The organism is Streptomyces sp. NBC_00459 (genome assembly GCF_036013955.1).
Taxonomy (GTDB): domain Bacteria; phylum Actinomycetota; class Actinomycetes; order Streptomycetales; family Streptomycetaceae; genus Streptomyces.
Map to the genome: position 1 here is coordinate 423,920 of NZ_CP107903.1, position 24,482 is coordinate 448,401.

General features: G+C 68.5%; 23 protein-coding genes, 2 pseudogenes and 1 riboswitch. Of the genes and pseudogenes, 13 read left to right on the top strand and 12 right to left on the bottom strand.

All coding sequences use genetic code 11. The features are described 5' to 3' along the window. Positions 1-58: 58 nt before the first annotated feature. From OHN74_RS01605 to OHN74_RS01630, 6 genes are all read right to left on the bottom strand, one after another. Complete coding sequence (locus tag OHN74_RS01605) at positions 59-1,258, bottom strand: PP2C family protein-serine/threonine phosphatase (RefSeq protein WP_327692678.1); 1,200 nt, start codon at positions 1,256-1,258, stop codon at positions 59-61. A gap of 405 nt (positions 1,259-1,663) precedes the next feature. Continuing rightward, complete coding sequence (locus OHN74_RS01610) at positions 1,664-2,056, bottom strand: (2Fe-2S) ferredoxin domain-containing protein (protein WP_327692679.1); 393 nt, start codon at positions 2,054-2,056, stop codon at positions 1,664-1,666. Continuing rightward, the gene (locus OHN74_RS01615; protein WP_327692680.1) at positions 2,034-2,861 is read right to left on the bottom strand and encodes an ABC transporter ATP-binding protein; all 828 of its coding nucleotides are present in this window, start codon (positions 2,859-2,861) and stop codon (positions 2,034-2,036) included. Before OHN74_RS01615 ends, OHN74_RS01610 begins: the two co-directional genes overlap by 23 nt. Next, on the bottom strand, positions 2,858-3,871 hold the full coding sequence (locus OHN74_RS01620; RefSeq protein WP_327692681.1) for a FecCD family ABC transporter permease: 1,014 nt from the start codon (positions 3,869-3,871) through the stop codon (positions 2,858-2,860). The genes OHN74_RS01615 and OHN74_RS01620 overlap by 4 nt, the downstream gene beginning before the upstream one ends. Beyond that, positions 3,868-4,896, bottom strand: a complete 1,029-nt coding sequence (locus OHN74_RS01625; RefSeq protein ID WP_327692682.1) for an ABC transporter substrate-binding protein — start codon at positions 4,894-4,896, stop codon at positions 3,868-3,870. The genes OHN74_RS01620 and OHN74_RS01625 overlap by 4 nt, the downstream gene beginning before the upstream one ends. Before the next feature lie 60 nt (positions 4,897-4,956). Further along, positions 4,957-5,134: riboswitch (cobalamin riboswitch) on the bottom strand. Positions 5,135-5,294: 160 nt separating this feature from the next. After that, the gene (locus OHN74_RS01630; protein WP_327692683.1) at positions 5,295-5,465 is read right to left on the bottom strand and encodes a hypothetical protein; all 171 of its coding nucleotides are present in this window, start codon (positions 5,463-5,465) and stop codon (positions 5,295-5,297) included. Positions 5,466-5,812: 347 nt separating this feature from the next. Between OHN74_RS01630 and OHN74_RS01635 the strand changes: the two genes are divergently transcribed. Both OHN74_RS01635 and OHN74_RS01640 read left to right on the top strand, forming a co-directional pair. After that, on the top strand, positions 5,813-6,187 hold the full coding sequence (locus tag OHN74_RS01635) for a hypothetical protein (RefSeq protein ID WP_327699945.1): 375 nt from the start codon (positions 5,813-5,815) through the stop codon (positions 6,185-6,187). Positions 6,188-6,386: 199 nt separating this feature from the next. Beyond that, a complete protein-coding gene (locus OHN74_RS01640) occupies positions 6,387-6,758 on the top strand; it encodes an ArsR/SmtB family transcription factor (RefSeq protein ID WP_327692684.1) in 372 nt (123 codons plus the stop codon). Positions 6,759-6,890: 132 nt separating this feature from the next. Here OHN74_RS01640 and OHN74_RS01645 read toward each other — a convergent pair whose 3' ends face one another. Then, a complete protein-coding gene (locus tag OHN74_RS01645; protein ID WP_327692685.1) occupies positions 6,891-8,525 on the bottom strand; it encodes an alpha/beta hydrolase in 1,635 nt (544 codons plus the stop codon). Between the two features lie 343 nt (positions 8,526-8,868). Between OHN74_RS01645 and OHN74_RS01650 the strand changes: the two genes are divergently transcribed. Beyond that, positions 8,869-9,372 (top strand): carboxymuconolactone decarboxylase family protein, encoded by a 504-nt coding sequence (locus OHN74_RS01650; RefSeq protein ID WP_443060531.1) that lies wholly within the window; start codon positions 8,869-8,871, stop codon positions 9,370-9,372. Positions 9,373-9,613: 241 nt separating this feature from the next. Here the strand turns inward: OHN74_RS01650 and ppk2 are convergent. Together ppk2 and OHN74_RS01660 are read right to left on the bottom strand one after the other, a co-directional pair. Then, positions 9,614-10,569, bottom strand: a pseudogene (gene ppk2, locus OHN74_RS01655) (polyphosphate kinase 2). Between the two features lie 134 nt (positions 10,570-10,703). Then, on the bottom strand, positions 10,704-10,946 hold the full coding sequence (locus OHN74_RS01660; RefSeq protein WP_327692687.1) for a DUF6411 family protein: 243 nt from the start codon (positions 10,944-10,946) through the stop codon (positions 10,704-10,706). 253 nt (positions 10,947-11,199) lie between these two features. Between OHN74_RS01660 and OHN74_RS01665 the strand changes: the two genes are divergently transcribed. Both OHN74_RS01665 and OHN74_RS01670 read left to right on the top strand, forming a co-directional pair. Further along, entirely contained in the window at positions 11,200-12,084 is an 885-nt protein-coding gene (locus OHN74_RS01665; protein WP_327692688.1) for a nuclear transport factor 2 family protein, read from the top strand. 250 nt (positions 12,085-12,334) lie between these two features. After that, positions 12,335-12,793: an NUDIX hydrolase gene (locus tag OHN74_RS01670; protein WP_327692689.1), complete on the top strand. Its 459-nt coding sequence runs from the start codon at positions 12,335-12,337 to the stop codon at positions 12,791-12,793. Between the two features lie 257 nt (positions 12,794-13,050). Here OHN74_RS01670 and OHN74_RS01675 read toward each other — a convergent pair whose 3' ends face one another. Further along, positions 13,051-13,752: a TetR/AcrR family transcriptional regulator gene (locus tag OHN74_RS01675; RefSeq protein ID WP_327692690.1), complete on the bottom strand. Its 702-nt coding sequence runs from the start codon at positions 13,750-13,752 to the stop codon at positions 13,051-13,053. A 130-nt stretch (positions 13,753-13,882) separates the two neighbouring features. Here OHN74_RS01675 and OHN74_RS01680 point away from each other — a divergent pair, with 130 nt between their 5' ends. The 8 genes from OHN74_RS01680 to OHN74_RS01715 all read left to right on the top strand — a co-directional run bounded on the left by OHN74_RS01680 (position 13,883) and on the right by OHN74_RS01715 (position 22,058). Then, on the top strand, positions 13,883-15,127 hold the full coding sequence (locus OHN74_RS01680; protein WP_327692691.1) for an acyl-CoA dehydrogenase family protein: 1,245 nt from the start codon (positions 13,883-13,885) through the stop codon (positions 15,125-15,127). A gap of 35 nt (positions 15,128-15,162) precedes the next feature. Beyond that, positions 15,163-15,738 carry a flavin reductase family protein gene (locus OHN74_RS01685; protein ID WP_327692692.1) on the top strand — a complete coding sequence of 192 codons (576 nt, stop codon included), beginning with the start codon at positions 15,163-15,165 and terminating at the stop codon, positions 15,736-15,738. A gap of 119 nt (positions 15,739-15,857) precedes the next feature. Then, positions 15,858-16,256: a hypothetical protein gene (locus OHN74_RS01690; protein ID WP_327692693.1), complete on the top strand. Its 399-nt coding sequence runs from the start codon at positions 15,858-15,860 to the stop codon at positions 16,254-16,256. After that, a complete protein-coding gene (locus tag OHN74_RS01695; RefSeq protein ID WP_327692694.1) occupies positions 16,253-16,768 on the top strand; it encodes a nuclear transport factor 2 family protein in 516 nt (171 codons plus the stop codon). The genes OHN74_RS01690 and OHN74_RS01695 overlap by 4 nt, the downstream gene beginning before the upstream one ends. 299 nt (positions 16,769-17,067) lie before the next feature. Further along, a complete protein-coding gene (locus OHN74_RS01700; RefSeq protein ID WP_327692696.1) occupies positions 17,068-18,378 on the top strand; it encodes an acyl-CoA dehydrogenase family protein in 1,311 nt (436 codons plus the stop codon). A gap of 372 nt (positions 18,379-18,750) precedes the next feature. After that, positions 18,751-20,082, top strand: a complete 1,332-nt coding sequence (locus tag OHN74_RS01705; protein ID WP_327692697.1) for an MFS transporter — start codon at positions 18,751-18,753, stop codon at positions 20,080-20,082. Between the two features lie 457 nt (positions 20,083-20,539). Continuing rightward, positions 20,540-21,013: a carboxymuconolactone decarboxylase family protein gene (locus OHN74_RS01710; RefSeq protein WP_327692698.1), complete on the top strand. Its 474-nt coding sequence runs from the start codon at positions 20,540-20,542 to the stop codon at positions 21,011-21,013. Positions 21,014-21,134: 121 nt separating this feature from the next. Further along, positions 21,135-22,058, top strand: a complete 924-nt coding sequence (locus tag OHN74_RS01715; protein WP_327692699.1) for an RNA polymerase sigma-70 factor — start codon at positions 21,135-21,137, stop codon at positions 22,056-22,058. Between the two features lie 251 nt (positions 22,059-22,309). Here OHN74_RS01715 and OHN74_RS01720 read toward each other — a convergent pair whose 3' ends face one another. Together OHN74_RS01720 and OHN74_RS42805 are read right to left on the bottom strand one after the other, a co-directional pair. Next, entirely contained in the window at positions 22,310-23,947 is a 1,638-nt protein-coding gene (locus OHN74_RS01720; protein WP_327692700.1) for an alpha/beta fold hydrolase, read from the bottom strand. A 63-nt stretch (positions 23,948-24,010) separates the two neighbouring features. After that, positions 24,011-24,235 (bottom strand): annotated as a pseudogene (locus tag OHN74_RS42805) (AfsR/SARP family transcriptional regulator); the annotation flags it as partial. Between the last annotated feature and the right edge of the window lie 247 nt (positions 24,236-24,482).

Here is a 24,482-nt window from a genome sequence, read left to right on the forward strand (position 1 = left end):
CGGTTGAAGGCGCTGCGCGCGGGAGGTCGTCAGAACGTTCTTACCTGCCGAGTCGCCCTCATCGCACAGGGCCGCAGGAGTAGGCGGTTTCCGCCGGTCTGCCGCGATTGCCGTGCCAGTCCAGTATCAGGACCGTGGCGTCGTCCTTGAGGTTGCCGTGGCAGGCGCCGAGCACTGCTGCGGTCAGGCTCCGGACGGCTTCGCGCGGGTGCAGCGCACGTGTGTCGTGGACGACCGCGGCCAGGTCGACGGCCGCGGCACCGCGCTCCTGCATCCCGTCGGTGAGCAGGACCAGACGGTCTCCCGGGCACAGTTGCAGTTCCTGCAGGCGGTAGGAGCTGGGTGCCGCCACGCCGAAGGGCAGGTTGGCGGCGAGGGCCAGCTCTTCGACGGCGTCGCCGCGCAGCCGCAGTGGCCGGGGATGGCCGGCGTTGACCAGCTCGCACAGGCCTGTTTCGAGGTCGACGCGCAACAGCTGTCCGGTGGCGAGGCCTCGGCTGTGGCTCAACAGGGTCTCGTGGGCCTGCCGGGCCTGCTTGAGGGCGTCGCACCCGCTGCGGCGGGCCCGCCTTAGCGCTCCGACCAGCAAGGTGGCCAACAGGGCGGAGTCCGTGTCGTGGCCCATGGCATCGGTGATCGACAGATGCAGGGTGTCTCGGTCGAGCGTGTAGTCGTAGGTGTCGCCGCCGATGTCGTCGGCCGGGACCAGTCCGGCGGCCAGAGTGAACTGCTCCGCCTCGCAGCAGGGGGCCGAGGGAAGCAGTTGGTGCTGGATCTCCGCGGCCAGACTGAGCTTGGTGGTGCGCCTGCCCAGGTGGTAGAGGTCGGTGAAGCGGCGGTCGGTGACGATGATGTAGGCCAGCGCGTGTGCGGCGTCGCGGACCTGGCGCAGTACGGTGTCGTCGGCCGACTGCAGACCTACCTCCAGAACGCCGATGCAGTCGCCGCGGTTGGTGACCGGCGTGATGACGTTCCGTCCGCCTTGTCCGTCCGGTTCCACGTGCTGGCGTTGGCTCCGCAGAACGCCGTCGTAGACGCTGCCCTGAAGAGCGACCGGCCCGTCATCACCGACAGCCTCGTCGCCGGCCGCGGCGAGCCTGATCAGCCGCTGGCCGATCAGGTCGACGAACAGGAATGACACACGCTCGGCGCCGAACCGCTTCTGCAGGTCGTGCGCCACCACGTCGACGGACTCACCGGGCGGGGCCGCTTCCGCAGCGGCCAGCAACTCGCCCAGTTCCAGATCTTCACCCTTCACGACAACCTCCTGTCTGCTGCCGCAACTTCTTCCCCGAGTCCGCGCAACATCACCTGATCCGCATATTTTGCCTGGTCAAAGGCCATGTCAGATCGGTCAGGACGTGAACTCTGCGGACTCTGACAGCGGTTGGGCAGCACGGAAGGCGATCCTCGCCCCGTCGTCGAACGAACCGAGGAGACTCACCCACCCCGCGGCAACTTGGCCCCGTGCGCCGTGCCGAAGCCGTCGGCGAGTACCTGGAAATCCACGGAGCCGTGGCCGCGGAACTCTTCCGGGAAGCCCTGCGCGGGATGCAGGCGGAGACCGAGGCGCTCGGCATGTGAACGGGACGCCCCGGCTGGTCCCCGCACCTCTCCCGGACAGAACGCACGCCTGAGCGCACAGGTCCACCAGTTCTCGTGCTCATCGCGCCCTTCGCGGCGGCGTGAAGACGTAGAGATCGAGGATGTCCGGGCAGGGAGCGATGCCCGGGCCGCCGGCCCGTACCCAGGCGGCGATGTCCTCGGTGGCGTCGGGGTCGTTGACGAGGCCGAGCCAGACCGGGCGGGCGCCCGCGGCTCGTGCGGCGGCGGAGGGCTGGACGACGACCACGTTTGCCTGGTCGCACACGTCGAGGCAGGCCGAGATGCGTACGGGGGCGTTCTCGGCCAGGCGCGCGGCCTGTCGGGCGTGATCGACCCCGGTCACTTTCGGGCTTCCGCAGCAGCAGTCCCGGCAGATCACGATGCGGCACGGTGCCGGATGGGCAGGGGTGTGCTCTGTGCGGCCTTCCTCAGGTCGCTGCCGAGACGTCACTGGTCGTGCTCCTCTCCCTGGGGGATCCGTTCCGGGTGGCCTGGTCCGGCCGCAGGAATCGGATCACGGGGTGGCCGTGGTCGTGGCTGACTTCGGCTCGGACGCCGTAGACCTGTTCGATGAGTGCGGGGGTGAGAACCTCGGCCGGGATGCCTTCCGCGACGGCGCGTCCGTCACGCAGGACGAGCAGTCGGTCGCAGTACATCGCGGCGAGGTTGAGGTCGTGCAGGGCGACCACGGTGGTGACCGGCAGGCTCGCGACCAGGTCCAGCAGGTCGAGCTGGTGCTGGATGTCGAGGTGGTTGGTGGGTTCGTCGAGAAGGAGTTCGCGGGGTTGCTGGGCGAGGGCACGGGCGATCTGGGTGCGCTGGCGTTCGCCGCCGGACAGGGTGTGCCATGACTGGGAGGCGAGTTCGGTCAGTCCGGTGCGTACCAGGGCTTGCGTGACGGCCTCGGTGTCGGCGGTGGTGGCCGGTGTCCAGGCTCGGCGGTGCGGGATTCGGCCCAGGGCGACGACGTCTCGGACGGTCAGCTCCGTCTGGGTGTGGGCGTGCTGCTCGACGGTGGCGATACGACGGGCCGTCGCACGGCGGCCGACCTCCGGGAGCGGACGTCCGTCCAGGGTGACGACCCCGGCAGTGGGTGCGAGGGTCCCGGCCAGGAGCCTCAACAGTGTTGATTTCCCTGAGCCGTTGGGGCCGAGCAGGCCGACGGTCTCCCCCGGCCTCAGGGTGAGGGTGACGCCGTCGACGACCACCTTGTCGGCGATGCGCCGGACGACGCGGTCCGCGTGCAGGCTGGTCATGCCTTCCTCCGTCCGCGATAGAGCACGGCCACGAACGCCGGCACTCCGATCAGGGATGTCACCACGCCCACCGGGATCTCCTGAGGATCGAGGACGGTACGGGCGACGGTGTCCACCCACACCAGGAAGACCGCTCCGGTCAGCGCCGTGACCGGCAGGAGGCGGGCGTGCCCGGAACCGGTGAGCGCCCGTGTCACATGGGGCAGGACCAGACCGACGAAGCCGATGGCGCCGGCACAGCTGACCAGGGCGGCTGTGAGCAGCGCGGTCACGCACAGCAGGATCAGCCGGGTGCGGGCGACCCGGACTCCGAGCGAGGCGGCGGCCTCCTCGCCGAAGGCGAACGCGTCCAGGGTGCGGGCATGGCCGAGACAGACCAGGAGGGCGACGGCCAGGACGGCCGCGCAGAGCACCACCTGGCTCCAGTCGGCTCCCGTGAGGGAACCCAGCAGCCAGAAGAGCACGCCCCGGGTGGTCTCGGCGTCGGCGGAGGTCAGCACGATGAACGAGGTCAGCGCGGAGAACAGCTGCATGGCCGCGACCCCGGACAGCACGACCCGGTCGACGCTGTCGCCGAGGGTGTGGCTGAGCAGCAGCACCATCGCGAAGGAGAGCAGCGCGCCCAGGAAGGCACCCGCCGACATGGACACGACTCCCCCGCCCACCCCCAGCACGACCACGGCGACCGCTCCCGTGGACGCGCCGGAGGAGACACCGAGCACGAACGGATCGGCCAGCGGGTTGCGCAGCAGCGACTGCATGACGGCCCCGCACACGGCGAGCCCGGCCCCGCACACGGCGGCGAGCAGGGTCCGCGGCATACGCAGGTCCCAAACGATGCCGTCGCGCAGCGGCGCCAACGTGCTCTCACCGAGGCCCAGATGGGCCGCGACGGACGCCCACACATCGCCCGTGGAGATGTCGGCGGGCCCGATCGTCACGGCGACCGCGACCGACGCGAGCAGTGCGACCAGTCCGCCGCCGGTCAACAGCAGGAGACGGGCGTTCACTTGGCGAGCCCGAAGTCGCGCAGCCCGGCGGCGACCTTCTCTATCCCTTCGACCGTGCGGATGGACGGGTTCATCGCCTGCCCGCTGAGCAGGACGTACCGCTTCTTCTTCACTGCGGTCAGATTGCGGGTGGCGGGGTTGGTCTCCAGGAAGCGGATCTTGGCCTTGGCGGTCTCCGCGGTCTGCTGCTTGCGGGTCAGGTCACCGATCACGATGACGTCGGGGTCGCGGTCGGCGACGGTCTCCCAGCTGATCTGGGGCCACTCGTCGTGCGTGTCGGCGAAGACGTTCTTCGCGCCGACCACGCTGGTGACGGCGCCCGGCGCGCCGCAGCAGCCGGCCAGATAGGGCGACTGGGAGTTGGCGAACCAGTACATGAGGGAGACGTCGGAGGCGTGCAGTCCGGCGGTGGCCCGGCGCACCCGTTCCTGCAACTCGGCGACGAGCTTCTCGCCACGTTCCTCGATGCCGAACGCCCGTGCCAGGTCACGTATCTCGCCGTACACGGCGTCGAGCGTGAGCGGTGTGCTGCGCGATCCGTCGCCACCGCTGTCGTTGTCCTTGCCCGCCGAACAGTCGGAGGGCGAGACGTACGTGGGCACGCCCAGCTTCTCGAACCGGGCGCGGGTGGCGACGCCGCCCTTGCCGAGGGTGGACACGAACGACGCGGTGACGAAATCGGGTTCGGCGTCCAGGACCCTCTCGAAGGAGGGCGCGTTGTCCGCGAGCCGCGGCACGGACGCGTTGGCCTTCTCCAGCCCCTTCATGACGGGGTCGGTCCAGGTCGCCGTACCGGCCATGCGGTCGGCGAGACCGAGGGAGAGCAGGATCTCCGTGGTGCCCTGGTTCAGGGAGACGGCCCGCTTCGGGGCAGACGTCAAGGTGATCTTGTCGCCGCAGTTGTCGATGGTCACCGGGTAGCCCGCAGCGGCGGTCTTCCCGGGGTCGTCGGTGCCGCTCTTCGAGCCGACGCAGGCGGTGAGCAGCAGGGCGGACGTGAGCAGAAGTGCGGGGGTACGGAGCACGGGTATGCCTCAGGGGTCGGGGCTCGTACGCGGAGCCTGGCCTACGGACGTCCCTCCGCACGGAGTGCGGAGGTGCCAGCAGGTCTTCGGACTCGGGTTCGTCCGGACGAGGCGCCTTCCCGGTCTCCCAGTGGCGTTCTGTGCCCCGCCCGTCCCCCTCACCGCTGCGCGTCAGTTCCGGATTCGCACCGGATTCCCTGGCCTCGGATGTGGCTCGACTGGCCCGATGAGGCTATCAAGCCTGTCGTACGGTCGGTTCGCGCGATCGGTCCCGGATCACGGGACGCACGAACGTGCCAGTGGGCAACGTCGGGTATCCGTTCCGACGACTTGGGCTTCCGCATCGGGGTGGGGTGAGGCGTCGTCATGGCCTCACCCCACCCCGGATTCCGAGTCTGTCAGCGCCGTCGGCCGGACCAGCCGCTCCCGATTCCCGCAACGTGCAGGGCCAGGAGCATCAGACCGAGAAGCATGACGTTCGTGGAAGTGAAGACATCGTTCGTCGAGATTTCGGCAGCGTTGATCAGGAACGCGATGAAGAACAGGACTGCCGCGGCTATACCAAGCATGGAGCGGATTCCTCTCGAAAGGGTGAGATCCGTGTGCCCCTTTATCTCGCTCTTAGGCCTCCGGCGATGGCGTCCCGTCGTGGGTGAGCAGTCCGACCGACGCGACGGCCACCGGGAGTGGCTGCCGGCCCGAAGGCCCCGAGGGTGCGAAGCGGTCAAGGCTCACACCGTCTGTCATTCGCCGAGCATGAGCGGTCGCAGATATAGCATCATCCGACTTTTCTTGAGGCTTCCCCGGCCAGTACAGGAACAACAAGGCTGACGGCGGTCGGCCCTACGTAGGGTCCCGGGCAATGACGAGGAAGGCGCTGGCCCGAGCCTCGCGGTGACCAGAAGGAGATGCCGGTATCAGCAATGTGGAGATTTGCCTCAAGGAGATCATGGCCTCGATCGAGGGCGCGTTGGGAACTGCTCTGGTCGACTACACCAGCGGTATGGCGCTGGGCACTCTCGGGGGTGGCAAAGACCTCGACCTGACGGTTGCCGCGGCGGGCAACACGGACGTGATCCGAGCCAAGACCCGCACCATGGAACACCTCGGACTCAAGGGCGAGATCGAGGACATCCTGATCACGCTCGGCAGCCAGTACCACATCCTCCGGCCGCTCAAGGGCCGTGGTGGCAACGGATTGTTCCTCTACCTCGTGCTCGACGCGAAGAAGTCCAATCTCGCGATGGCCCGCCACCAGCTCAAGAGCGTCGAGGGCCAACTGGACGTGTAGAAAGCTGCGTTCTCCGTGGCCCCGCACGCCCACCACTTGAAGATTTCTTCAACTGGGCACATCCGGATCAGATCAATCCCATGGGCGTGCGGGGTCGGATGCACGAGGATCGGTCGGCAAGACCGCCTGCGGTGGCACGTACAGGGCCACCGAGCCCGGAGGCAGCCCGTCGAATGCGGCAGGGAGCGAGCGATTCACCATGCAGGTCCCCCTCTACCAGGCCAAGGCCGAGTTCTTCCGGATGCTCGGCCACCCGGTACGCATCCGGGTCCTGGAACTCCTACAGAACGGCCCCGTCCCCGTACGTGACCTGCTCAGCGAGATCGAGATCGAGCCCTCCAACCTCTCCCAGCAACTGGCGGTACTGCGCCGCTCGGGGATCGTGGTGTCCATCCGGGAGGGCTCCACCGTCAGTTACGCCCTGGCAGGCGGCGATGTGGCCGAGCTCCTGCGCGCGGCCCGCCGGATCCTTACCGAACTGATCACCGGCCAGGGCGAGTTGCTCGCCGAACTGCAGCAGGCGGACCCCCAGCGGGCCCTCACCCCGGGCGGATCCGACCGACGCTCCTGACTCCATGGACCCGGTGGCCCACCCCTCGGACACCCAGGGGCCGCTGCGGGTAGGAGACCTGCCCCACCCGCACGCAAAAGCCCGAGGCGCCGGTCGTGGAAGGCCGGCGCCCCGGGGTCGGTGCGGGATGTGTCAGCTCACGGAGCCGATGCGCTCGACGCGCTCGTCGACACCGTTACGGAGTTCACTGAGCGTCGTGCCGGGCGGGGCCGTCGTCGGTGTGGAGGTGGGCGGCTGCGTCTCGTCCGCGCAGGTCGCGCCCGAGGCCGGAACCTTCAGATCCACCAGGTAGTTGATGACCGCGTCCGTCGCGCAGGCACTGCGACCGAACGCGGTGTGCCCCTCGGCCTTGAAGGTGAGCAGCGAGGCGTTGTCGAGCTGGCGGGACAGCGCCACCGCGTCCTGGTACGGGGTGTCCGGGTCGCCGGTGGTGCCGAGGACGAGGATCGGCGCCGAACCCTTGGCCCGGTAGGAGCCGTCGTAGCGGCTGACGCGCTCGCCGAGCCACTGGACGCAGGCGGTCGCGTGCTGGTGGTCGTACGTGGGAGGGCCGTACGCCATCGCCGGGCCGAGCAGCGGCGCGGCCTTCGCGAAGGCCGTGACGTTGCGCTTCAGCAGCCGCAGGTCGCGCGGGTAGTCCCGGTCGACGCACTCGACGGCCACGTTCGGGCCGAGGAAGTCGAAGCTGGCCGGGGACGGCGGGCGCAGCAGGAAGGACGTGTTGTCCCGCAGCTGGGCCTTGCGCAGTGCCGCACCGAACTCGGGCCAGATGACCTTGCCCTCGTTGATGTTGAACATCAGCCGGTAGACCAGCGTGTAACCGTTGGCCTGGCCGCCGTTCGCGGTCGTCACAGGGTTGGCGTCCAGGTCGGCCTTCAGCTTCTCGAACGCCGCGCGCGGGTTGCCGTCGCCGAACCCGCAGGTGGCCTGATCGGCGGCGCACCAGTCGAGGAAGCGGCCCATCGCGCCGTCCAGCGCCAGGTACTGCGGCCGGTCGTAGGCGTACGGGCGGTTGGCGTAGTGCACCGGGTCGTATGCGCCGTCGAGAGTCAGGGCCCGCACCCGCTTCGGGAACATGGCAGCGTAGACGGTCCCGATGTACGACCCGAACGACCGCCCGTAGTAGGTGAGTTGCTTCTCCCCGAGCGCCTCCCGCAGCAGGTCGATGTCCCGGGCGACGTATTCGGTGCCGATGTAGGGCAGCAGCTCACCCGTGTTGTCCACGCAGGCCTGGTCGAATTCGGCGGCCTGACGCAGCGCCGGTCCGAAGGCGTCCGGGCCGGGAACGCCCTTCGCCTCCGTGACGGCCCGCGTGTACCGCGCGTCGTCGAAGCAGGTCAGTGGCGAACTGCGGCCGACGCCGCGGACGTCGTAGCCGAAGACGTCGAAGGAGTCGCGCAGTGCGGCGGGCAGATCCGCGTAGTTGTTCCGCACGAAGTCCACACCGGAGTTGCCGGGGCCTCCCGGCTGCATGAACAGTGTGCCTTTGCGCTTCGTCTGGTCCGCGGCCTTCTTGCGGACCACCGCGAGGGTGATGGTCTTGCCCTGCGGCTTGCGGTAGTCGAGCGGAACATCGGCGTTCGCACACTCGAAGCCGCCCTGACAGTCGGTCCAGGCGAGCGACGGCACGGGCGGCTTCTCAGGCGGCTTCGGTGAAGCCGCCACTTGGGTCGCCGTCCCGGTCACGCCGGCCAGAAGTGCGGTCAGCGCGGCCCCGACGGCTGTGAGCCGTCCGAAGTGTCTCGTTCTGTGACGTGGAGTGGTCATACTTTCCTTCCCCCTGGGTCAATGTTTCGCCAAGCGCTCACTGTGCACAGCGAGTTCGGCTATCTGAACAGACGGAAAAGGACCGAGAACGGTGCCACGCCGACAACTCTTTCTTCATCCGATCTCGATCCGCGGACGCGGCCCCGGTGTTCCACTGAGCCGTACACCGGCTCCACAACCCGGACACCTTCCACCCCACTGGAGGCAACACATGGCAACAGACGAAGCACAGCCCCGGGTCGAACCACTGCCCGTCGAGCGGTGGGCCCCCGAGGTCCGCGCCGTCTGGACGGCGGACAGCCTCAAAAGCAAGGAAGACCAGCTGCCCGCTCACCTGGCGCACATGCCGGACACGCTCAACCTCACTCGGATCCTCGCCCACCATCCCGAACTCGCCGTCGCCCTCTACCCGCTGTCCACCCTGGTCAACGCCGGTCTGCTGTCACCTCGGGACCGCGAACTGGTGACGCTGCGCGCCGCCTTGCGCAGCAGGTCCGGGTACCTGTGGTCCCACCACTACGAAACCGCGCAGACCGTCGGTGTCACTGAGGCGGAGGTACTCCGCACCGCCGAAGATCCGTCGGCCGTCGCCTGGAGCCCGCACGAGGCGGCACTGATCACCTCCGTCGACGAGGTCTGTGACGCCTCCGCCATCGGCACCGTCACCTGGAAGCAACTGCGCCGAACGTACGACGACGCGCAGGTGCTGCAACTGCTGGCCCTCATCGGCACGTACCGGTTCCTGGCGACCGTGCTGAACACTGCCGGGGCCGCGCTGGACGAGTGGCGCCCCGAACGTCCCCTGCCGACCGTGACCGTCGCGGGGGAACGGGACACGACGCGATGAAGACCCTGTGACCCCTGTGACCCCTATGCCCTCTGTGTCTCGGCGTGATCCATACGCCTCGGCCCGGGCAAGGCAGACTCCGTCACCTACCGCCCGGCCTCGACAGCCAGGCTTCGGTCGGCGCGAAGCACGGTTCACCGGAGGTCGCGACGGCTCTGGAGACTCTCCGCCTGTCAAGGTGCTCGACCGATGCCGTCGGCTGGATCGCGTCGCGCACGTCCCGAAGGCCCGAAGCCGGTCGTCAGACGGCTTCGGGGTGGCTGCCGGGTCCGCTGGTACGGGGGCCAGAGGTGTGGGCGAAAGAGTGGTGCCCTCCTCGCCGGGTTCCAGGAGGGTGTTGGCGGCACCGACGATGAGCGGGTCGGGGGTGCCGACCGCCTCGGGATCCTTGCTGGTGCAGTCGATGCGGGACAACAGACTGCGCATGGCTTCCAGCCTGGCGCGGCGTTTGTCGTTGCTCTTGACGACGGTCCAGGGGGCGCGTTCGGTGTCGGTGGCGCGGAACATGTCGACCTTGGCCTCGGTGTAGTCGTCCCACTGGTCCAGCGAGGCAAGGTCGGTGGGCGACAGTTTCCACTGGCGCACCGGATCGACCTGCCGGATGGCGAATCGGGTGCGCTGTTCGGCTCGGGACACGGAGAACCAGAACTTGACCAACAGGATGCCGTCGTCGACGAGCATCCGCTCGAAGGCCGGGCACTGTTCGAGGAACAGCTCGTACTGGCCCTTCGAGCAGTAGCCCATCACCCGCTCCACGCCGGCCCGGTTGTACCAGGAACGGTCGAAGAAGACGATCTCTCCAGCCGTCGGCAGGTGTTGGATGTACCGCTGGAAGTACCACTGACCTGCCTCCCGCTCGGTCGGCTTGTCCAGGGCCACCACTCGGGCGCCGCGGGGATTGAGCCGCTCGGTGAGGCGTTGGATGGTGCCGCCCTTGCCTGCCGCGTCGCGCCCTTCGCACACGACGATCACGCGTGCGCCGGTCTCCTTGACCCACCGCTGCAACTTGAGCAGCTCGATCTGCAGGACACGCTTGAGCTGCTCGTACTCGCCACGGCCGACCTTGCGGTCGTACGGGTGGTTCTCGCGCCAGGTCTTGAGGGGGCGGCCGGTTCCGTCCAGCAGGACCGGTCGCTCTTCCCGGCTGGCGTCCACGGTCAGCCCGTCCAGCAGCCTGTCGGCCTGATCTTCGTTCATCACGCTACTCCCCTTGGGCCTGTGTCCCGAGTACTGGTGCACTCACCTTCGACCGCCCCGGGCAGGTGCCGGCCCATTCATGGAGGCCTCACCCGCCCCGGGCGGACAAGCCGATCGGCATGGCCCCAGCGAGGTCAGAAGGGCATGCGGCGGCGGGTACGACGGCCGGCCGAGCCGCTACGGCCCACGGCGCGGGAACTCGTGTGGAACGGCTTGCTGAAGAGCCGGCCCAGGATGCCGGGCGCCTTGCCGCCGGCCCGCGCACCGGCGCCGAGCGTGCGCTGCGTGCCGCGTTCAGGGTGACGGGAGAGGCGGGGGACGAAGAAGGCCAGCAGGGCCAGGACCACACATACTCCGATGACTGCGCCAATGATCATGAGTCGACTCCTATGACTGGTCGGGAGAACACGGGTGCCCCGTCACGTTCCGGCTATGTGTCCGGCCCCTCCGCGACTCCTGCGGCGATGGAGGGTGGTCCCGCCGAGCGGCAACCGGCATTCGATGACGATCCGAGCCGGTCGTGCGGCTCACGCAGTTCAGCTTCCGGCCGATCGACGGAAGCCCTGTCGCGGCCCTCACCCGTCATTCGGGCGGTTGACATGGACTGTACGGTACAGTTTAGATAGCCGTATGGCTACATCCCTTGAGCAACAGCCACACACCAACAAACTCCTGGTCGGCCGATTCCTCACCGATGTATTCGGCGCGCGAAACGCGGACGCGGTGTCCGGCTACGTCACCCCGGACCTGGTCCAGCACGGTGCCGACATCCCGGACGGCGCACAGGCGTTCGCCGATCTCCTGCGTCGCGACTTCGACCGTCGACCGTCGGCGGACCAAGGCACAACCGATGTCTGCGAGGTGCGGGACCCGGTGTTCGTCATCGGGGAGAACGACCTGGTCTGCACGTGCCACTACATGCCGCAACCGGATCCGGACTCCCCCGGCTCCACCTTCGACTACTACGCGTTCACCACCTACCGCATCCGCGACGGACGGATCGCCGAGCGTTGGCCGTCGCACAACAAGATCGCCCCACCACGGCTCCCCGCACCGGGCACACCGACGCGAACGACCACCGTGTCGTCATCCCCTTCGACCGACATCGAGGCGAACAAGCGCCTGGTGGTGGACTTCTACCGCTGCGTCTTCGACGCGCAGAACCCGGATGCGGTCCAGGACTTCGTCGCCGAGGACTACCTTCAGCACGTCTCCCACTACCCGCCCGGCAGGGCAGGGCTGGAGGAGTTCGTGCGCAGCCGATTCCCGGACGGACCCGTACCCCCGTCGGCCGAGCTCCTCATCCCGCCTGCATTGATCGTCGCCGAGGGCGACATCGTCGTAGTCGCCGGACTGCTCCCCCAGGCCGAACCCGACGGAAGCGGCGCGCTCTACCCGTACTACGCCTACGACGCATACCGCGTGCGCGGGCATCAGCTCGTGGAGCACTGGAGCGGCATCAGCAAGTCATCCCCGCCCGAGGCCCCGGGCCCTCCGCCCGCCGCCCAGGCTTGACCGGTCGCCCACACCTTCCTCTGCGTCCCGCCCGACCACAACCACGGCCCTCCTGCCGCACCGCTCAACGCCCTGCCCTTCCCGTACTGGGAGTGGATCCACAAGTCCGTCGGATTCATCAGCCACAGCGCGTAGGGCCGCGCCCGTTCGCGCCCAGGACTCGGGGAGGCCGACCTCCGGGTCGGCCGAGGCGTGACCTCGGCCGATGATGTACGCGGGCCCGTGCGATGCGATCGGCCAGCGTTTCGGCATGCACAAGGAGACCGCTCAACCCCCGCTGCCCGAACATGAGTTGGTGGCCACCAGCAGCACCGTCGTCCACACGAACCGCTGGATGACCGTCCGTGAGGACAAGACCCTGCGACACGACGGTGCCCAGGGAATCTACGGCCTGGTGGAGAAGCCCGACTTCGCTCTCGTCATCCCGTACGCCGACGGCGGTTTCCATCTTGTCGAGCAGTACCGGTACGCGGTCAAAGGTCGCTACTGGGAGTTCCCGCAAGGCTCCTGGGAGGACAAGCCGGACGCGGACCCGATCGCCCTCGCGCGTGGTGAACTTGCCGAGGAGACCGGGCTGACCGCCGGCACCATGAAGCCGCTGGGCCACCTGTTCGAGGCATACGGATACTGCAACCAGGGCTTCCACATTCTTCTCGCCACGGACCTCACCGCCGCGAGACCAACCTCGACGAGACCGAGGCGGGCCTGATCAGCCGCTGGTTCTCCGAAGAGGAGGTATGGCAGCTCATCTCCCAGGGCCGTTTCAAGGACGCGCCCTCCATAGCTGCCCTTGCCCTCTTCCAACGCCATCGCGCGGAAAGCGGTGAGCAGCGGTGAGCAACTGACGCCATGGGCGCCCGGGGTGAGCCCGGCCGGTCCGCATTCGACCACCTGATGGTGCGCAGCGGGAGCGCTCAGGAACGTGGCGGTGCCGACGGTTTCGGGTGCCCCGCCGCCCCGCGCGTGTCAGGAATACGCTCTCGACAGCCACGGGAAGACCTGACCGATCGCGGAATCGGGGGCATCCGGCAGTTCCTCGGAGCGCAGGCCCCGTAGGAAGATGGCCGTCACCCACCGGGCGTACGCCTCGAAGTGGACCGGGTCGCGGTCGGCCTCCAGGTCCAGCAGCGCGTCCATCTGCGGCCCTGCCACCGCCATCCGCACGAACAGTCCGGCGTGGACCTCCGCGTCGAGCAGGGCACAGCCGCGCTGCCGCGCATCCTCGCGGAGCGCCGCGGCCACCAGACCGACGACGTGCGGCACGCCGAGCGACCGAAGAGTCTCGGTCAACTCGGGGCGACGGGCCGCCTCGACGGTCAGGACGCGGATGAAGGCCAGATAGTACGGGGCGGTCGTGGCCTGGAGGAGCTTCAGGACGATGCGCGCCAGCCTCTCCTGGGGATCATCGACGGAGGCGAGCATCGCCTGATCCAGGTCGAAGTCGAGCGAGGAGCCTCCACAGGCGATCACCGCGCGGAAAAGTTCCAGCTTGTCGCCGAAGTGGGCGTAGACGGTCGTCTTGGAGACTCCGGCCTGCGCCGCCACGGCGTCCATCGAGGTTTGGTCGAAGCCGAGCTCGAGGAACAGCTCGACGGCCGCGTCGAGTATGGATTCCCGTTTGCTCCGTCCACCCGCGCCCGCGCGCTGGGGACGCCCCTGTGCAGCCATCTCACTCCTCGCCAGGTTCCGACCCAGGTGAGAGCCGGTGTACATCTCCTCTTGACCTTTTACTGAACCCTACCGTACGGTTCACCTGTACTGAACAGTGCAGTTCAGTTTATTTGTGAAGGAGCACTCCATGAGCAAGCCACCCTCTGAGCACCTCAGCGACCGCGGCCGGCGGATCCGGGACGAGGCACGCGCTCTCGTTCCCCTGCTGCGGGAGGAGGCCCGGGAAGGAGAAGAGCTCGGAGCCCTGCCCACTGAGACTCTGAGGGCGATCCACGAGGCGGGTGTCTTCAAGACCGCCCTGCCCGTCGAACTCGGTGGCTACGCACTCGGGGCGCGAGACACCGTGGAGATCATCACGGCACTGGGCGAAGGCGACGGATCCGCCGCCTGGACGGTCTTCGTGGCCGGCGGCATCCGCAACGTACTCGGCTTCCCGCAGCAGACCGTCGACGAGGTCTTCAAAGAGATCGACACCTGGATCGGCCCCCTGGTTGTCGGCGCCTCCGTGTTCTCCACGAGCGTGGGATCGGCCCGCCGGGCGGACGACGGCTGGCTGGTCTCCGGGAAATGGGCGTTCGGCAGCGGCTGCAAGCACGCGGCCTGGGCGGCAGTGGGCGTGACCTACGAGGACTCGGACGGCCGGCCACGCCGGGCGATGGCACTGCTCAGCCGCGAGCAGTACACGATCCTGGACGACTGGAAGGTCATGGGCCTGAAGGCCACCTCCAGCAACAGCATCACCGCCGTGGAGGAGGCGTTCGTCCCCGACCACCGCTTCGTCGACCTGGCCGACTTCCCCGCGGTCATGGACAGCGTGCGGGACCGCTATGCCGGTATCGGGTTCCGCAACGACACACGCGCGCTCATGCTGATCACCTGTCTCAGCAACGTGGCCGTAGCCCTCGGCATGGCCCGCGGCACCCTGGACTGCTTCGTCGAGCAGGCGAAGACCCGCAAACCGTTCAACCTGCCCTACCCCACCGTGGCGGACATGCCGTCGACGCAGGTGGCCGCCGGTACGGCCCGCGCGATGGTCAACGCGGCGGAGGCGACCGTCCTCGGCCATGCCGACGAGGTGGACCGCCGCGCCCTGGCCGGAACCGGGTTCACGGGCGACGAGGAGTCCGAGATCACGATGGACCTCGTCTACGCGGTACGGCTGTGCGCGGACGCCATCGACAAGCTCCAACTCAGCCTCGGCTCCTCCACGGTGAGCCTCAGCAACCCGATCCAGCGCTTCGCACGGGACGTGCGCGTGCTGGCCACTCACGGCGCGATCCGCTTCGACCCGTTGGCCGAGCTCAGCGGTCGCCAACTCCTCGGACTCGAACCGTTTCCCATGTTCGCCGGTGGCGTGCCCCAGGTGGGCTGAGCCGACCGCCGCAGTGAAGAAAGAAGGTGGTGACCATGTCGATCAATGAGCACGGGCCCCATGGGCTCGTGAGTTCGGGCTCCGGCCTCCATCCGCAGCCCACGCCGGTGGCGCCGACGGACCCGCAGGCCCTGCGGGAGGCGTTCGGCACCTACCCGAGCGGGGTGATCGCGGTGTGCGGAACGATGGACGACGGTCCCGTAGGAATGGCGGTGAGTTCCTTCACCTCCGTGTCGATGGCTCCGCCCCTCGTCTCGGTGTGCCTCCAGACCTCGTCCCGCACCTGGCCGAAGCTCAGGCAGTTGCCGCGGCTGGGCCTGAGCGTCCTGGGCGAGCAGCAGGGCGCGGTGTGCCGCGCCCTGGCAGGCCCGGAGGAGACCCGGTTCGCCGAGGTCCACTGGGAAACGACCGGAGAAGGAGCGGTAGTGCTTCCCGGGGCGGTCACCTGGTACGCCTGCACGCTCCGCGCCGAACTCCCGGCGGGCGACCACACCATCGCCCTGCTGGAGATAGACCGGCTGTGGGCGCTGCCGCCGGCCGAGCCCCTGGTCTTCCACGGAAGCCGCTTCCGGCGCCTCGACGACGGTGACCGGTCGGCCGTACCCGCCTGAGACGGGCCGGCCATCGTCAGCCTTCGCCTACAGGACGAGGTGTTCGTCCCGTCGCACCTCTTCATCGACCTCGCCGGCTTGCCCCTTGAGGCTGCGGCAGGTGCGCGGCCGTTGCGCAGGTGCCGGTCTCGCACAACGCGGCCTGGCGCTGCTGCTCTGCGCGTCACTCGCGAACACCGCGATCGCCTTGGGGACGGCGCGGAAAGCACTCGACCGCTTCTCTGGGCAGGCGGCCGAACACAAGCCCCTCACGACTGCACCCCGCCCGAGGAGTTCGAGATCAGCCTCTCCGTCGCGTACGTGCGGCGAGCAGGTGCGAGGACGCGATCAACCTCCTGCGGACGACGATCGGCTCACCCACCGCGATCCTGTCGAACCCCGTTCAGCGGTTCGTCCGGGACGTCCGCGTCCTCACCTCGCACGGTGCGATCCGCATCGACCAGTCGGCGGAACAGAACGGGCGCCGCCTCCTGGACCCAACAGATTCGACCCGAGACAAGGAGCCCATCCGCGCATGAACGACTTCACCGTCATCGACGGCATCGCGCACATCACCGATCCCGCGCTGTACGAGACCTGGCTCGACCGCGAGGACTACAAGTCCGCCGTCGCACAGGCCGACACGCCCGAGCGGACCGCCATCAAGCGTCTGCTCGTCGACTTCGAGGCGGACCTCGCCCGGATGGTGCGCGACGGCTCGGTGCAGGAGAACGTCGTTGACGTGATGAGGCGATACATCGTCGAGGACTACATCCAGCACGACCCAAACACGCCCGGCAACGGCCTCGACAACCTCATAGAGCACTTCCGCCACGTTCCGACCGGCAACGGCACTCCGCCGCCAGTGGTGAACGTGGTCCTGGAGGGCGATCTGGCCTGCGTCATGATGAAAGCGCCGACGCCGGACCCGGTGAGCCCCGGCAAGACCTACGACTGGTACATCCTGACCGTGTTCCGCGTGCGCGACGGCAAGCTCGCCGAGCACTGGAGTGCCTTCCGCAAGATGGCCGCGCCACTGCCGGGGAACTGAGAGGCGAGCCCGGCCCAGTCACGGATCCTCGCCGCAACGCCCGCTCCGGCCGCGCCGCCACACGCTCCCCATCGCGCAGCGAACGCACAACTCCCCGATGAGGCAGGCCAGTTCGAGGCCGTCCGGGTCGCTCTCCCCGAACACGAAGGCCCCGCCCCAAACCCGTAGCCGTAGCCGTACCGCCGGCCGAGATGCCTCTGCACCGCCGTCCGCCGCCGCGCCCTTGCGCAGTGAAGAACGCGTCCGGCGATGCCCAAGGACGAAGAAAGAGAACCGAGATGACCATGACGTTGCCCAAAGTGAGCAGGTTCCCCGAGTCGCCCTATCTCAGCGAGGAGGGACGGCGTATGCGCGACGCGGTGCGCGCGGCGGCGCCCGGACTCGCCGAACGTGCCCGCGAGGGGGAGTTGCTGGGCGCACTCGCACCCGAGACGGTCTCGGTGCTGCACGAGATCGGCGTATTCCGCATCACCGTCCCGCTGGAACTGGGCGGGTTCGCACTCGGCGCTCGCGACACCACCGAGGTCGTGCGTGAGCTCGGACGCGTCGACGGCTCGGCCGGCTGGACGGTGATCGTCTCCAGCGCGTCCCGGAGCGCGCTCGCACTCGACGACCGTGTGAAGGACGAGGTCTTCGCCGACATCGAGACCTGGCAGGGGCCGCTCCTGTTCGGAGCCACCGTCTTCGCGCCGAAGGTCGGCGACGGGCGCAAGGTCGAAGGCGGCTGGATGGTGAAGGGCCGCTGGGCGTTCGGCAGCGGCTGCAAGATCGCGAAGTGGGGCTCGGTCGGTTTCGAGTACGACGACCCCGACACCGGAGAACGGCGTCGTGCGATGGGGCTCCTCTCCCAGGACCAGTACACGATCGTCGACGACTGGCAGGTCATGGGCATGAGTGCCACGTCGAGCAACAGTGTGCGGGCCGACGAGGAGGTGTTCGTCCCCGAGTACCGGGTCATCCACACCATGGACATGCCCGCGCGCATGGACGCCCTGCGCGGCAAGTACCAGGGAGTCGGGTTCATGCACTCCGCGATCGGAACCATGGTCGCCACGACGACGGCGTTCGCGGCGCTCGCACTGGGCATGACCGAGGGCGCACTCGACGCCTTCGTCGAGCAGGCCGCCAAGCGGCCGCCGTTCAATCTGCCGTATCCGAACATGGCCGCCATGGCCTCCACACAGGTCGTGGCGGGCAAGGCGAGGGCCGTCATCAACACGGCCGCATCGGTCATCGAGCGCCAGGTGGACGAGATCGACCGACGCGCGATGGCGGGCGAGGACTTCCACCCGTGGGAGGAACCGGAGATCACGATGGATCTCGTCCATCAGATCCACGCGTGTCTCAGCGTGATCGACGGACTCCAACTGACGCTGGGCTCCTCGACCGTCGGCCTGTCCAACCCGATCCAGCGGTTCGTTCGGGACGTGCATGTGCTGGCGACCCACGGCGCGTTCCGGATCGATCCGATGGCCGAGATCAACGGTCGGGACATCTTCGGGCTGGAGCCGCTGCCGGTGCTGGCCGCCCTCAGCTCGCCCACTCCCCCGAAGCTGCCCCCGAACGCGGCCAACGGCAGCTTCCCCGGCCCGGTGCCGCGCCCCGCGTGAACCGATTCCGCTCGTATTCGCGCCGGAGCGCCATCGACCGGTGAGGCGGGCAGCGGTGCCACCGGCCGGGTGACGAAGTCACAGCACTTGAGGAGGGGCCTGCGGCAGAAACGGAACCCGCGACCGGCGTACCGCAGGCCTCTCCTTCCTGGCCCACATGCGGTCGGCCGGACCCAACGGCCAACGCAAGACAGCAGATGCAAGACAGCAGACCCAAGTCACCAGTTGACACCAGTTGAAACCCAGGTCACTCCAAGCAACACGATCGCCGCCGACGCCTCCCCGCCGCCGTGCCCGTGACCGATCGAGCCGCCCTCTGCAATAGCCGCCGCGCCAATGGGGCCGCGGCGCATCCGTAACGGAGGCTTTCCCATGACCACTTCCGTGCCGACGGACGACACCGTCCCGCCTTCGTCCGAAGCAGGCTGGAAGTCCTATCTCGCCGACCTCTGGAATGCTCCACCGCGTGCCAGGGCCGCGCTGGCCGGCTGTCTCCTCCTCATGCTGGTGAGTCCTTCCGGTCTCTCCGCCATGACGACGTTCGTCGTGCCGTCGTTCGCCAAGGACACGGGCGCCGCCGAATCCGCCGGCATCCTTGTGTTCGTCACCTTCCCGCTACTGATCGGGCCGATCACCCTGCCCTTCGCGGGCCGTTGGGTGGATCGGCTGGGCGCGCGCAGGGTCGCGGTCCCCTCCGCTGTCCTCTACGCCGGACTGACCGCCCTCGTCCCGCTGTGCGGGTCCAGCGTGCCCATGCTGGCGGTCGTGCTGATCCTGGCGTCCACGTTCGGCTTCATGTCAGGGCTCGCTGTCGTCTTCAAGGTTGTCTCGACCTGGCTGCCGCAGCACAAGGGCGTCGGATTCGCTCTCATCGGCGTCGCGTCCAGCGTGGCCGCCGCCGTGTTCTCACCCGTGTTCCAGTGGCTGATCAGCGGTAGCGCCGGACTCGGCTGGAAGGGTGCCTACCTGCTGGTGGCTGCGGTCATCGCACTCGTGGCGATCCCCACGGCCATGTTCCTCATCTCGGAGCCGACGGCACCGCGTGCGACCGGGCCCGACGTACAGCTGCCGCGTCTTCCGGGTGTCCCGTTGCCCAGGGCGGTCCGGACGCGGGTCTGGATCTCCATCACGGTCTCCCTCGCCTTCGCGGCAGCCGGCCCGATGACGGTGCGGCAGAACGCGGTCGGATTCTTCAGTGAGCGCGGATTCACCGAGGCGACGGTCTCACTGTCCTTGTCCGCGCTGTTCGCCGCGTCGGTCGTCGGACTTCTCGTCGGTGGGATGGTCCTGGACAGGACCGACCGGCCCTTGGTGGTGGTTCCGATGCTCGCGGCGGTGCCGGTGGGGCTCGTGATCGCCCTCGTGAACCACGGCTCGATGCCGTTGCTCTTCATCGCCATGATTTTCCTCGGCTTCGCCACCGGCGCCGAGTCGTCGCTGGGCCCCTTCCTCATCGCGCGGTACTTCGGCCTCGCCTCGTTCGCACAGTTGCAGGGGCTGACGCTGGCCATCTCCACCCTGTCGCTCGGCATGTCGCCGTTCCTTGTGAGCGCGGTGCAGACCGCGACCGGAAGCTACACGGTGCCGGTGATCGCGCTCACGTCGCTGACGGTGGTAGCCGTCGTCCTGGCGGCGATACTGCCGAAGTTCCCGCCACAGTGGAAGGTCGGAAACGCTCCCGATCAGACCGCTCAGTCGGCATGACGGGCATGACGGCTTTCAACAGCATCCCAGGCAGGGTCCGACACGCCGTAACCGCGCATCACGTCCCCTCCTCGCTGAGCGAGGGATGTACGAGCAGACCGGTTGCGGGCGCGGTTCCGGGCGGGTTCACGTCCGCTGCTCTCGGTTCGTTACGGCGTGGTGAGTTCGCCGGTGCGCGGTGCCGCGGTCACGCCGCCGTCCATCAGGAGGTCGGCTCGGCCATGACCCGCGCGGACATCGCCGCCTTCGTCGTCTCCCGGTCGGCCGACCCCGCTACCACCGGGCCACACCGGTCGTCATCAACTGAGACCCCGTCCGACGACGCCGCCGAAACCGTGATCGGAGACCTCAGCGACCGGGCCGCCCGGAGACATGGGTCACACACCTCCATGTCACAGGGCGTCGGGCTACCTCGTCTCAGGGGGTGTAGCCACTGACGACCGCGGAGGAGCACACGATGGACGCGCGACTGAACTTCTTCACCAGCCCGAACGCCGGCAAGGCCCTCAAGCACTTCATGTCGGCGGGCAAGGCGCTCAAGGAATCCCCGTTGCCCAGCGCGACGCAGGAGTTGGTGGCGCTGCGCGTGAGCCAGATCAACGGCTGCGCCGTCTGCGTCGACATGCACACCAAGGACGCCGCCGCTGCCGGGGAGGCCCCGGTGCGACTGCACCTGGTGGCGGCGTGGCGGGAGGCCACGGTCTTCACCGAGGCGGAACGCGTCGCGCTGGAGCTGGCGGAGCAGGGAACCCGGGTCGCGGACGCGGCCGGCGGGGTCAGCGACGAGGTCTGGGCTCGTGCCGCCGAGCACTACGACGAGGAGCAGCTCATCGCCCTGGTGTTCCTGGTGTCCTTCATGAACACGGCGAACCGGTTGAACATCATCACCCAGCAGCCGGCCGGCGACTACGAGGTCGGCCAGTTCCACTGACCCGGACGTCGCGAACCGGCCCGAGGGCGTTGTTTCGCGCCCCCGATGGATCGGATGATCATCAGAAGATGCCCGCGCCGACGAGTACGGTCGCGCGGGCGGACCACGAGGGGGAGTCGGCGTGAACAAGGTCGAGGAGTTCGAGGAGCTGCGGGCGCTGCTGTTCTCGATCGCCTACCGGATTCTGGGCAGCGTGGGTGACGCTGAGGACGCGGTGCAGGAGACCTGGCTGCGCTTCGACGGCTCGGCGACCCGGCCCACGTCGACCAAGGCCTTCCTGTCCGCCACGGTGACGCGGATCTCGATCGACGTGCTGCGCTCCGCACGGGTGCGGCGGGAGGAGTACGTCGGGCCGTGGTTCCCCGAGCCGCTGCTCAGCGATCCCTATCAGGATCCGGCACGCTCGGCGGAACTGGCCGACTCGGTGTCGATGGCCGCGCTGCTGCTCCTGGAGCGGCTCAGTCCGCTGGAGCGGTCGGTCTTCGTGCTGCGGGAGGTGTTCGGCTTCGGCTTCGACGAGGTCGCCACAGCGGTGGGACGGTCGGAGGCGGCGTGCCGACAACTCCTGGTACGGGCGCGGAGGCACATGCAGGCCGGACGGCCACGGTTCGCAGCGGACTGTCAGGAGCGGCAGGAACTGGCGACGCGGTTCTTCGACGCCCTCCGCGAAGGTGATCTCGTCGGCCTCCAGGATCTGCTCGCCGCCGACGTGTCCATGGTCGGGGACGGCGGCGGCAAGGCCCCGCAGCTGGCCAGGGCTGTGCTCGGTGCCGAGAACGTGGCCCGGTTGCTCGCCTCCGTCTTCCCCTTGATGGCCCGGATCGACGTGACCTTCGAGCCGCACGAGGTCAACGGCCAGCCCGGAGCGGTTTTCCGCGACCGGGACGGCAAGGTGCTCCACATCCTGGCCCTCGATGTGCTCGACGGGCAGATCCAGACCATCCGGTCGGTGATCAACCCGGACAAGCTCGGCCACCTCGGGCCGGTCGCTGACGCCTGGGCTGTCGACCGCGAGGTGAGGCGGGCCCGCCGACAGACGGGATGACCTGCCTCGGGCCGGGCGCGGCTCGGAGTACGCGGAAGGACCCGGGGTGTACTGCGGGAGCGCGGGGGTTCCTGCCTGAGGTGGCCGACGGGACGGTCCCGTCACCGACGTCGGCACCCCGACAGGAACCCCCAGTTGCCTCAGCTTCAGGCCGCCGCGCCCGTACGCGGCCACCAGCAGCGCCCGGTCCTGAGAGGCGGGAGCAGCCACGGGCGGCCACGACCCTGAGCGCCGCTGCCTGCCGCCCCCGCTCAGGACACCGCAGCGGGCCGTTCGGCGTGGGTCGTCTCACGGGGAACCAGGCAGCTCTCCAGGAACGCCAGGGCGCGCAGGTGGTACGAACGGGCGGCCCAGCCCAGGCTGATGTTGTGGCCGGCGTCCGGCTGGCGGTCGACGGTGACGCGGGGGGCGGCGACGAACTGCGCGGCCAGGTCGGCCAGCGTGTCGGCGTCCTGCCGCCACCACGCCTCGTGTTCGGCGAACGTCAGCCGCACGGGGACCCGGACGCGCGGCGCGACGGAGCGGAACAGTCCGGGTCGGCTCGCGAGTTCGGCCCGCTCCCGGGCCGGCATGTCCTCGGCCTTGCAGCGTGCACCACTGAACGTGCCGGGCGGGTAGAGGCTCAGCGGGCCCCAGTTCTTCGCGGACCGGCCCCGGTCGAGCAGGACGGACACCTCGTGCGGATCGACGGCGTATTCGTGGCCGCAGCCGGAGATGTCGAGGCCGAGCAGCCCGGGTGGGGTGTGGTCGGCGGCGGTGGCCAACGCCACGTTGCCGCCGTAGGAATGGCCGACCAGGAAGAGACCGGAGCCCGTGGCGAACCGCGAGGAGAAGTCGTCAAGGGCGTCACGCAGGGCGACAGCCTGGTCCATCAGGCCGAGCCCGTGGGGCAGTTGGGCGGCGGAGAGGCGGTAGCCCGGGCGGTCCACCGCGATGACGGTGTAGCCGAGTGCCGCGCCCAGAGTCATGAGTGACAGCTGGGGGTGGGCCCGGCCGTCGAAGTAGTCGGCGTTCGTGCCGCTGTTGTGGACGGCGACCACGACGGCTCGGGCGGGTGTCCCGACGGGTTCGCTGAGCAACGCGGACAGGGGGATGCCCGCGGCGTCCAGGGTGATCCGGCGTACGCCCCGGGATGCCGGCGTCCCGGACGGTGAGAACGGCTTCGCCGCCTTCGGTTGCGTTCTCCACTGGACCGGCGGAGGCGAACGACGGAGGTGGCCACCGGGAGAGATCCGGACGACGGTCGGCCACTCATCACCCAGGCCGTGGCGCCTTTCCCCGCCGCGCCATGGCTCCACACCGTTCCGGCCCGGTCGCCCCGCTCCGGTGTCGCCGTCGTCACCCGAGACGCCCCGGCGGATCTCCTCGGAGGTCGCCACCGCGGACAGCGCGGGGGCGGAGTTCAGGATGGCGGACTGCAGGTCCCTCAGATGCGTGGAGGGCTCTATCCCCACCTGCTCCATCACCTCCGAGTAGAAGGCCCGGTAGCTGCTGAGCGCCTCGGCGACCTGGCCCGACCGGTAGAGGGCGATCATCCGCTGGTACTGCAGCGTCTCGTTCAGGGGATGGAGTCCGGCCAACTCGTTCAGTTCGGGGATGAGATGCAGGTCTCCGCCCTGTCCGAGGCAGGCGTCCAGGCGCAGGATCTGCGCGGAGAGGCGCACCTCCTCCAGTTTGACCGCGCAGGCGTCCAGCACCGAACCGCGCCGGACGTCGACGAGTACGTTGCCGCGCCACAGTGCGAGGGCCTCGCCGAGCAGTTCGGCAGCCTCCGCGTTTTTTCCGTTTCGCATGTACTGGTGCCCGGTCTCGACGGAACTCGTGAATTCCTCGAAGTCCTTCCGCATGGACTGCGGAGCGCTGAAGAGATATCCCCCGTCGTAGGTCACGATGAACCCTTCGGCACAATCGGTCTCCCGCTCCGGGCCGACGGCCTCGGATCGCGCCTCCCTCAGCATTTTCCGCAGCTGCAGAATATAGGTCTGCAGAGTGGTGGAAAGACTTTTCGGGGGCACTCCCGCCCAGACCTCTTCGACGATTTCGGAGACCGTCACGACAGTGTTGGCCCGCATGGCCAACAATGCGAATATCTGTCGGAGTTTCGGTGCGGAGGGAACCACGTATTTCCCACCCACACGTATTTCGAGCGTGCCGAGAACATTAAGTTCCACCAACATCCCCCATCCTCCCCCGGATCGCCACCTCTCCCCAAGGTGACGGGGTTACTGTACCGAGCCGCACAACCCGGAAAGACAAAGGAATACAGGGGGTACGCGAGGGGTACCCCCTCCCACAGAACTATCGAGAACCGGACAAAATGTGGATTCCCTTCGGTCTGGATTTTACTCCGACTTGACTTTGCGACCGAACCGTGAACGCCGGCAATGAAATGAGGGTCGAATACACGCCAGACAATGACCGAAA

Coding starts and splice junctions, on each gene's coding strand:
- OHN74_RS01615 (WP_327692680.1), bottom strand. CDS start 2,861: ATGACCAGCCTGCACGCGGACCGCGTCGTCCGGCGCATCGCCGACAAG.
- OHN74_RS01630 (WP_327692683.1), bottom strand. CDS start 5,465: ATGCTTGGTATAGCCGCGGCAGTCCTGTTCTTCATCGCGTTCCTGATC.
- OHN74_RS01640 (WP_327692684.1), top strand. CDS start 6,387: ATGCAGGTCCCCCTCTACCAGGCCAAGGCCGAGTTCTTCCGGATGCTC.
- OHN74_RS01645 (WP_327692685.1), bottom strand. CDS start 8,525: ATGACCACTCCACGTCACAGAACGAGACACTTCGGACGGCTCACAGCC.
- OHN74_RS01650 (WP_443060531.1), top strand. CDS start 8,869: ATGCCGGACACGCTCAACCTCACTCGGATCCTCGCCCACCATCCCGAA.
- OHN74_RS01660 (WP_327692687.1), bottom strand. CDS start 10,946: ATGATCATTGGCGCAGTCATCGGAGTATGTGTGGTCCTGGCCCTGCTG.
- OHN74_RS01665 (WP_327692688.1), top strand. CDS start 11,200: ATGGCTACATCCCTTGAGCAACAGCCACACACCAACAAACTCCTGGTC.
- OHN74_RS01670 (WP_327692689.1), top strand. CDS start 12,335: ATGCACAAGGAGACCGCTCAACCCCCGCTGCCCGAACATGAGTTGGTG.
- OHN74_RS01675 (WP_327692690.1), bottom strand. CDS start 13,752: ATGGCTGCACAGGGGCGTCCCCAGCGCGCGGGCGCGGGTGGACGGAGC.
- OHN74_RS01680 (WP_327692691.1), top strand. CDS start 13,883: ATGAGCAAGCCACCCTCTGAGCACCTCAGCGACCGCGGCCGGCGGATC.
- OHN74_RS01685 (WP_327692692.1), top strand. CDS start 15,163: ATGTCGATCAATGAGCACGGGCCCCATGGGCTCGTGAGTTCGGGCTCC.
- OHN74_RS01695 (WP_327692694.1), top strand. CDS start 16,253: ATGAACGACTTCACCGTCATCGACGGCATCGCGCACATCACCGATCCC.
- OHN74_RS01705 (WP_327692697.1), top strand. CDS start 18,751: ATGACCACTTCCGTGCCGACGGACGACACCGTCCCGCCTTCGTCCGAA.
- OHN74_RS01710 (WP_327692698.1), top strand. CDS start 20,540: ATGGACGCGCGACTGAACTTCTTCACCAGCCCGAACGCCGGCAAGGCC.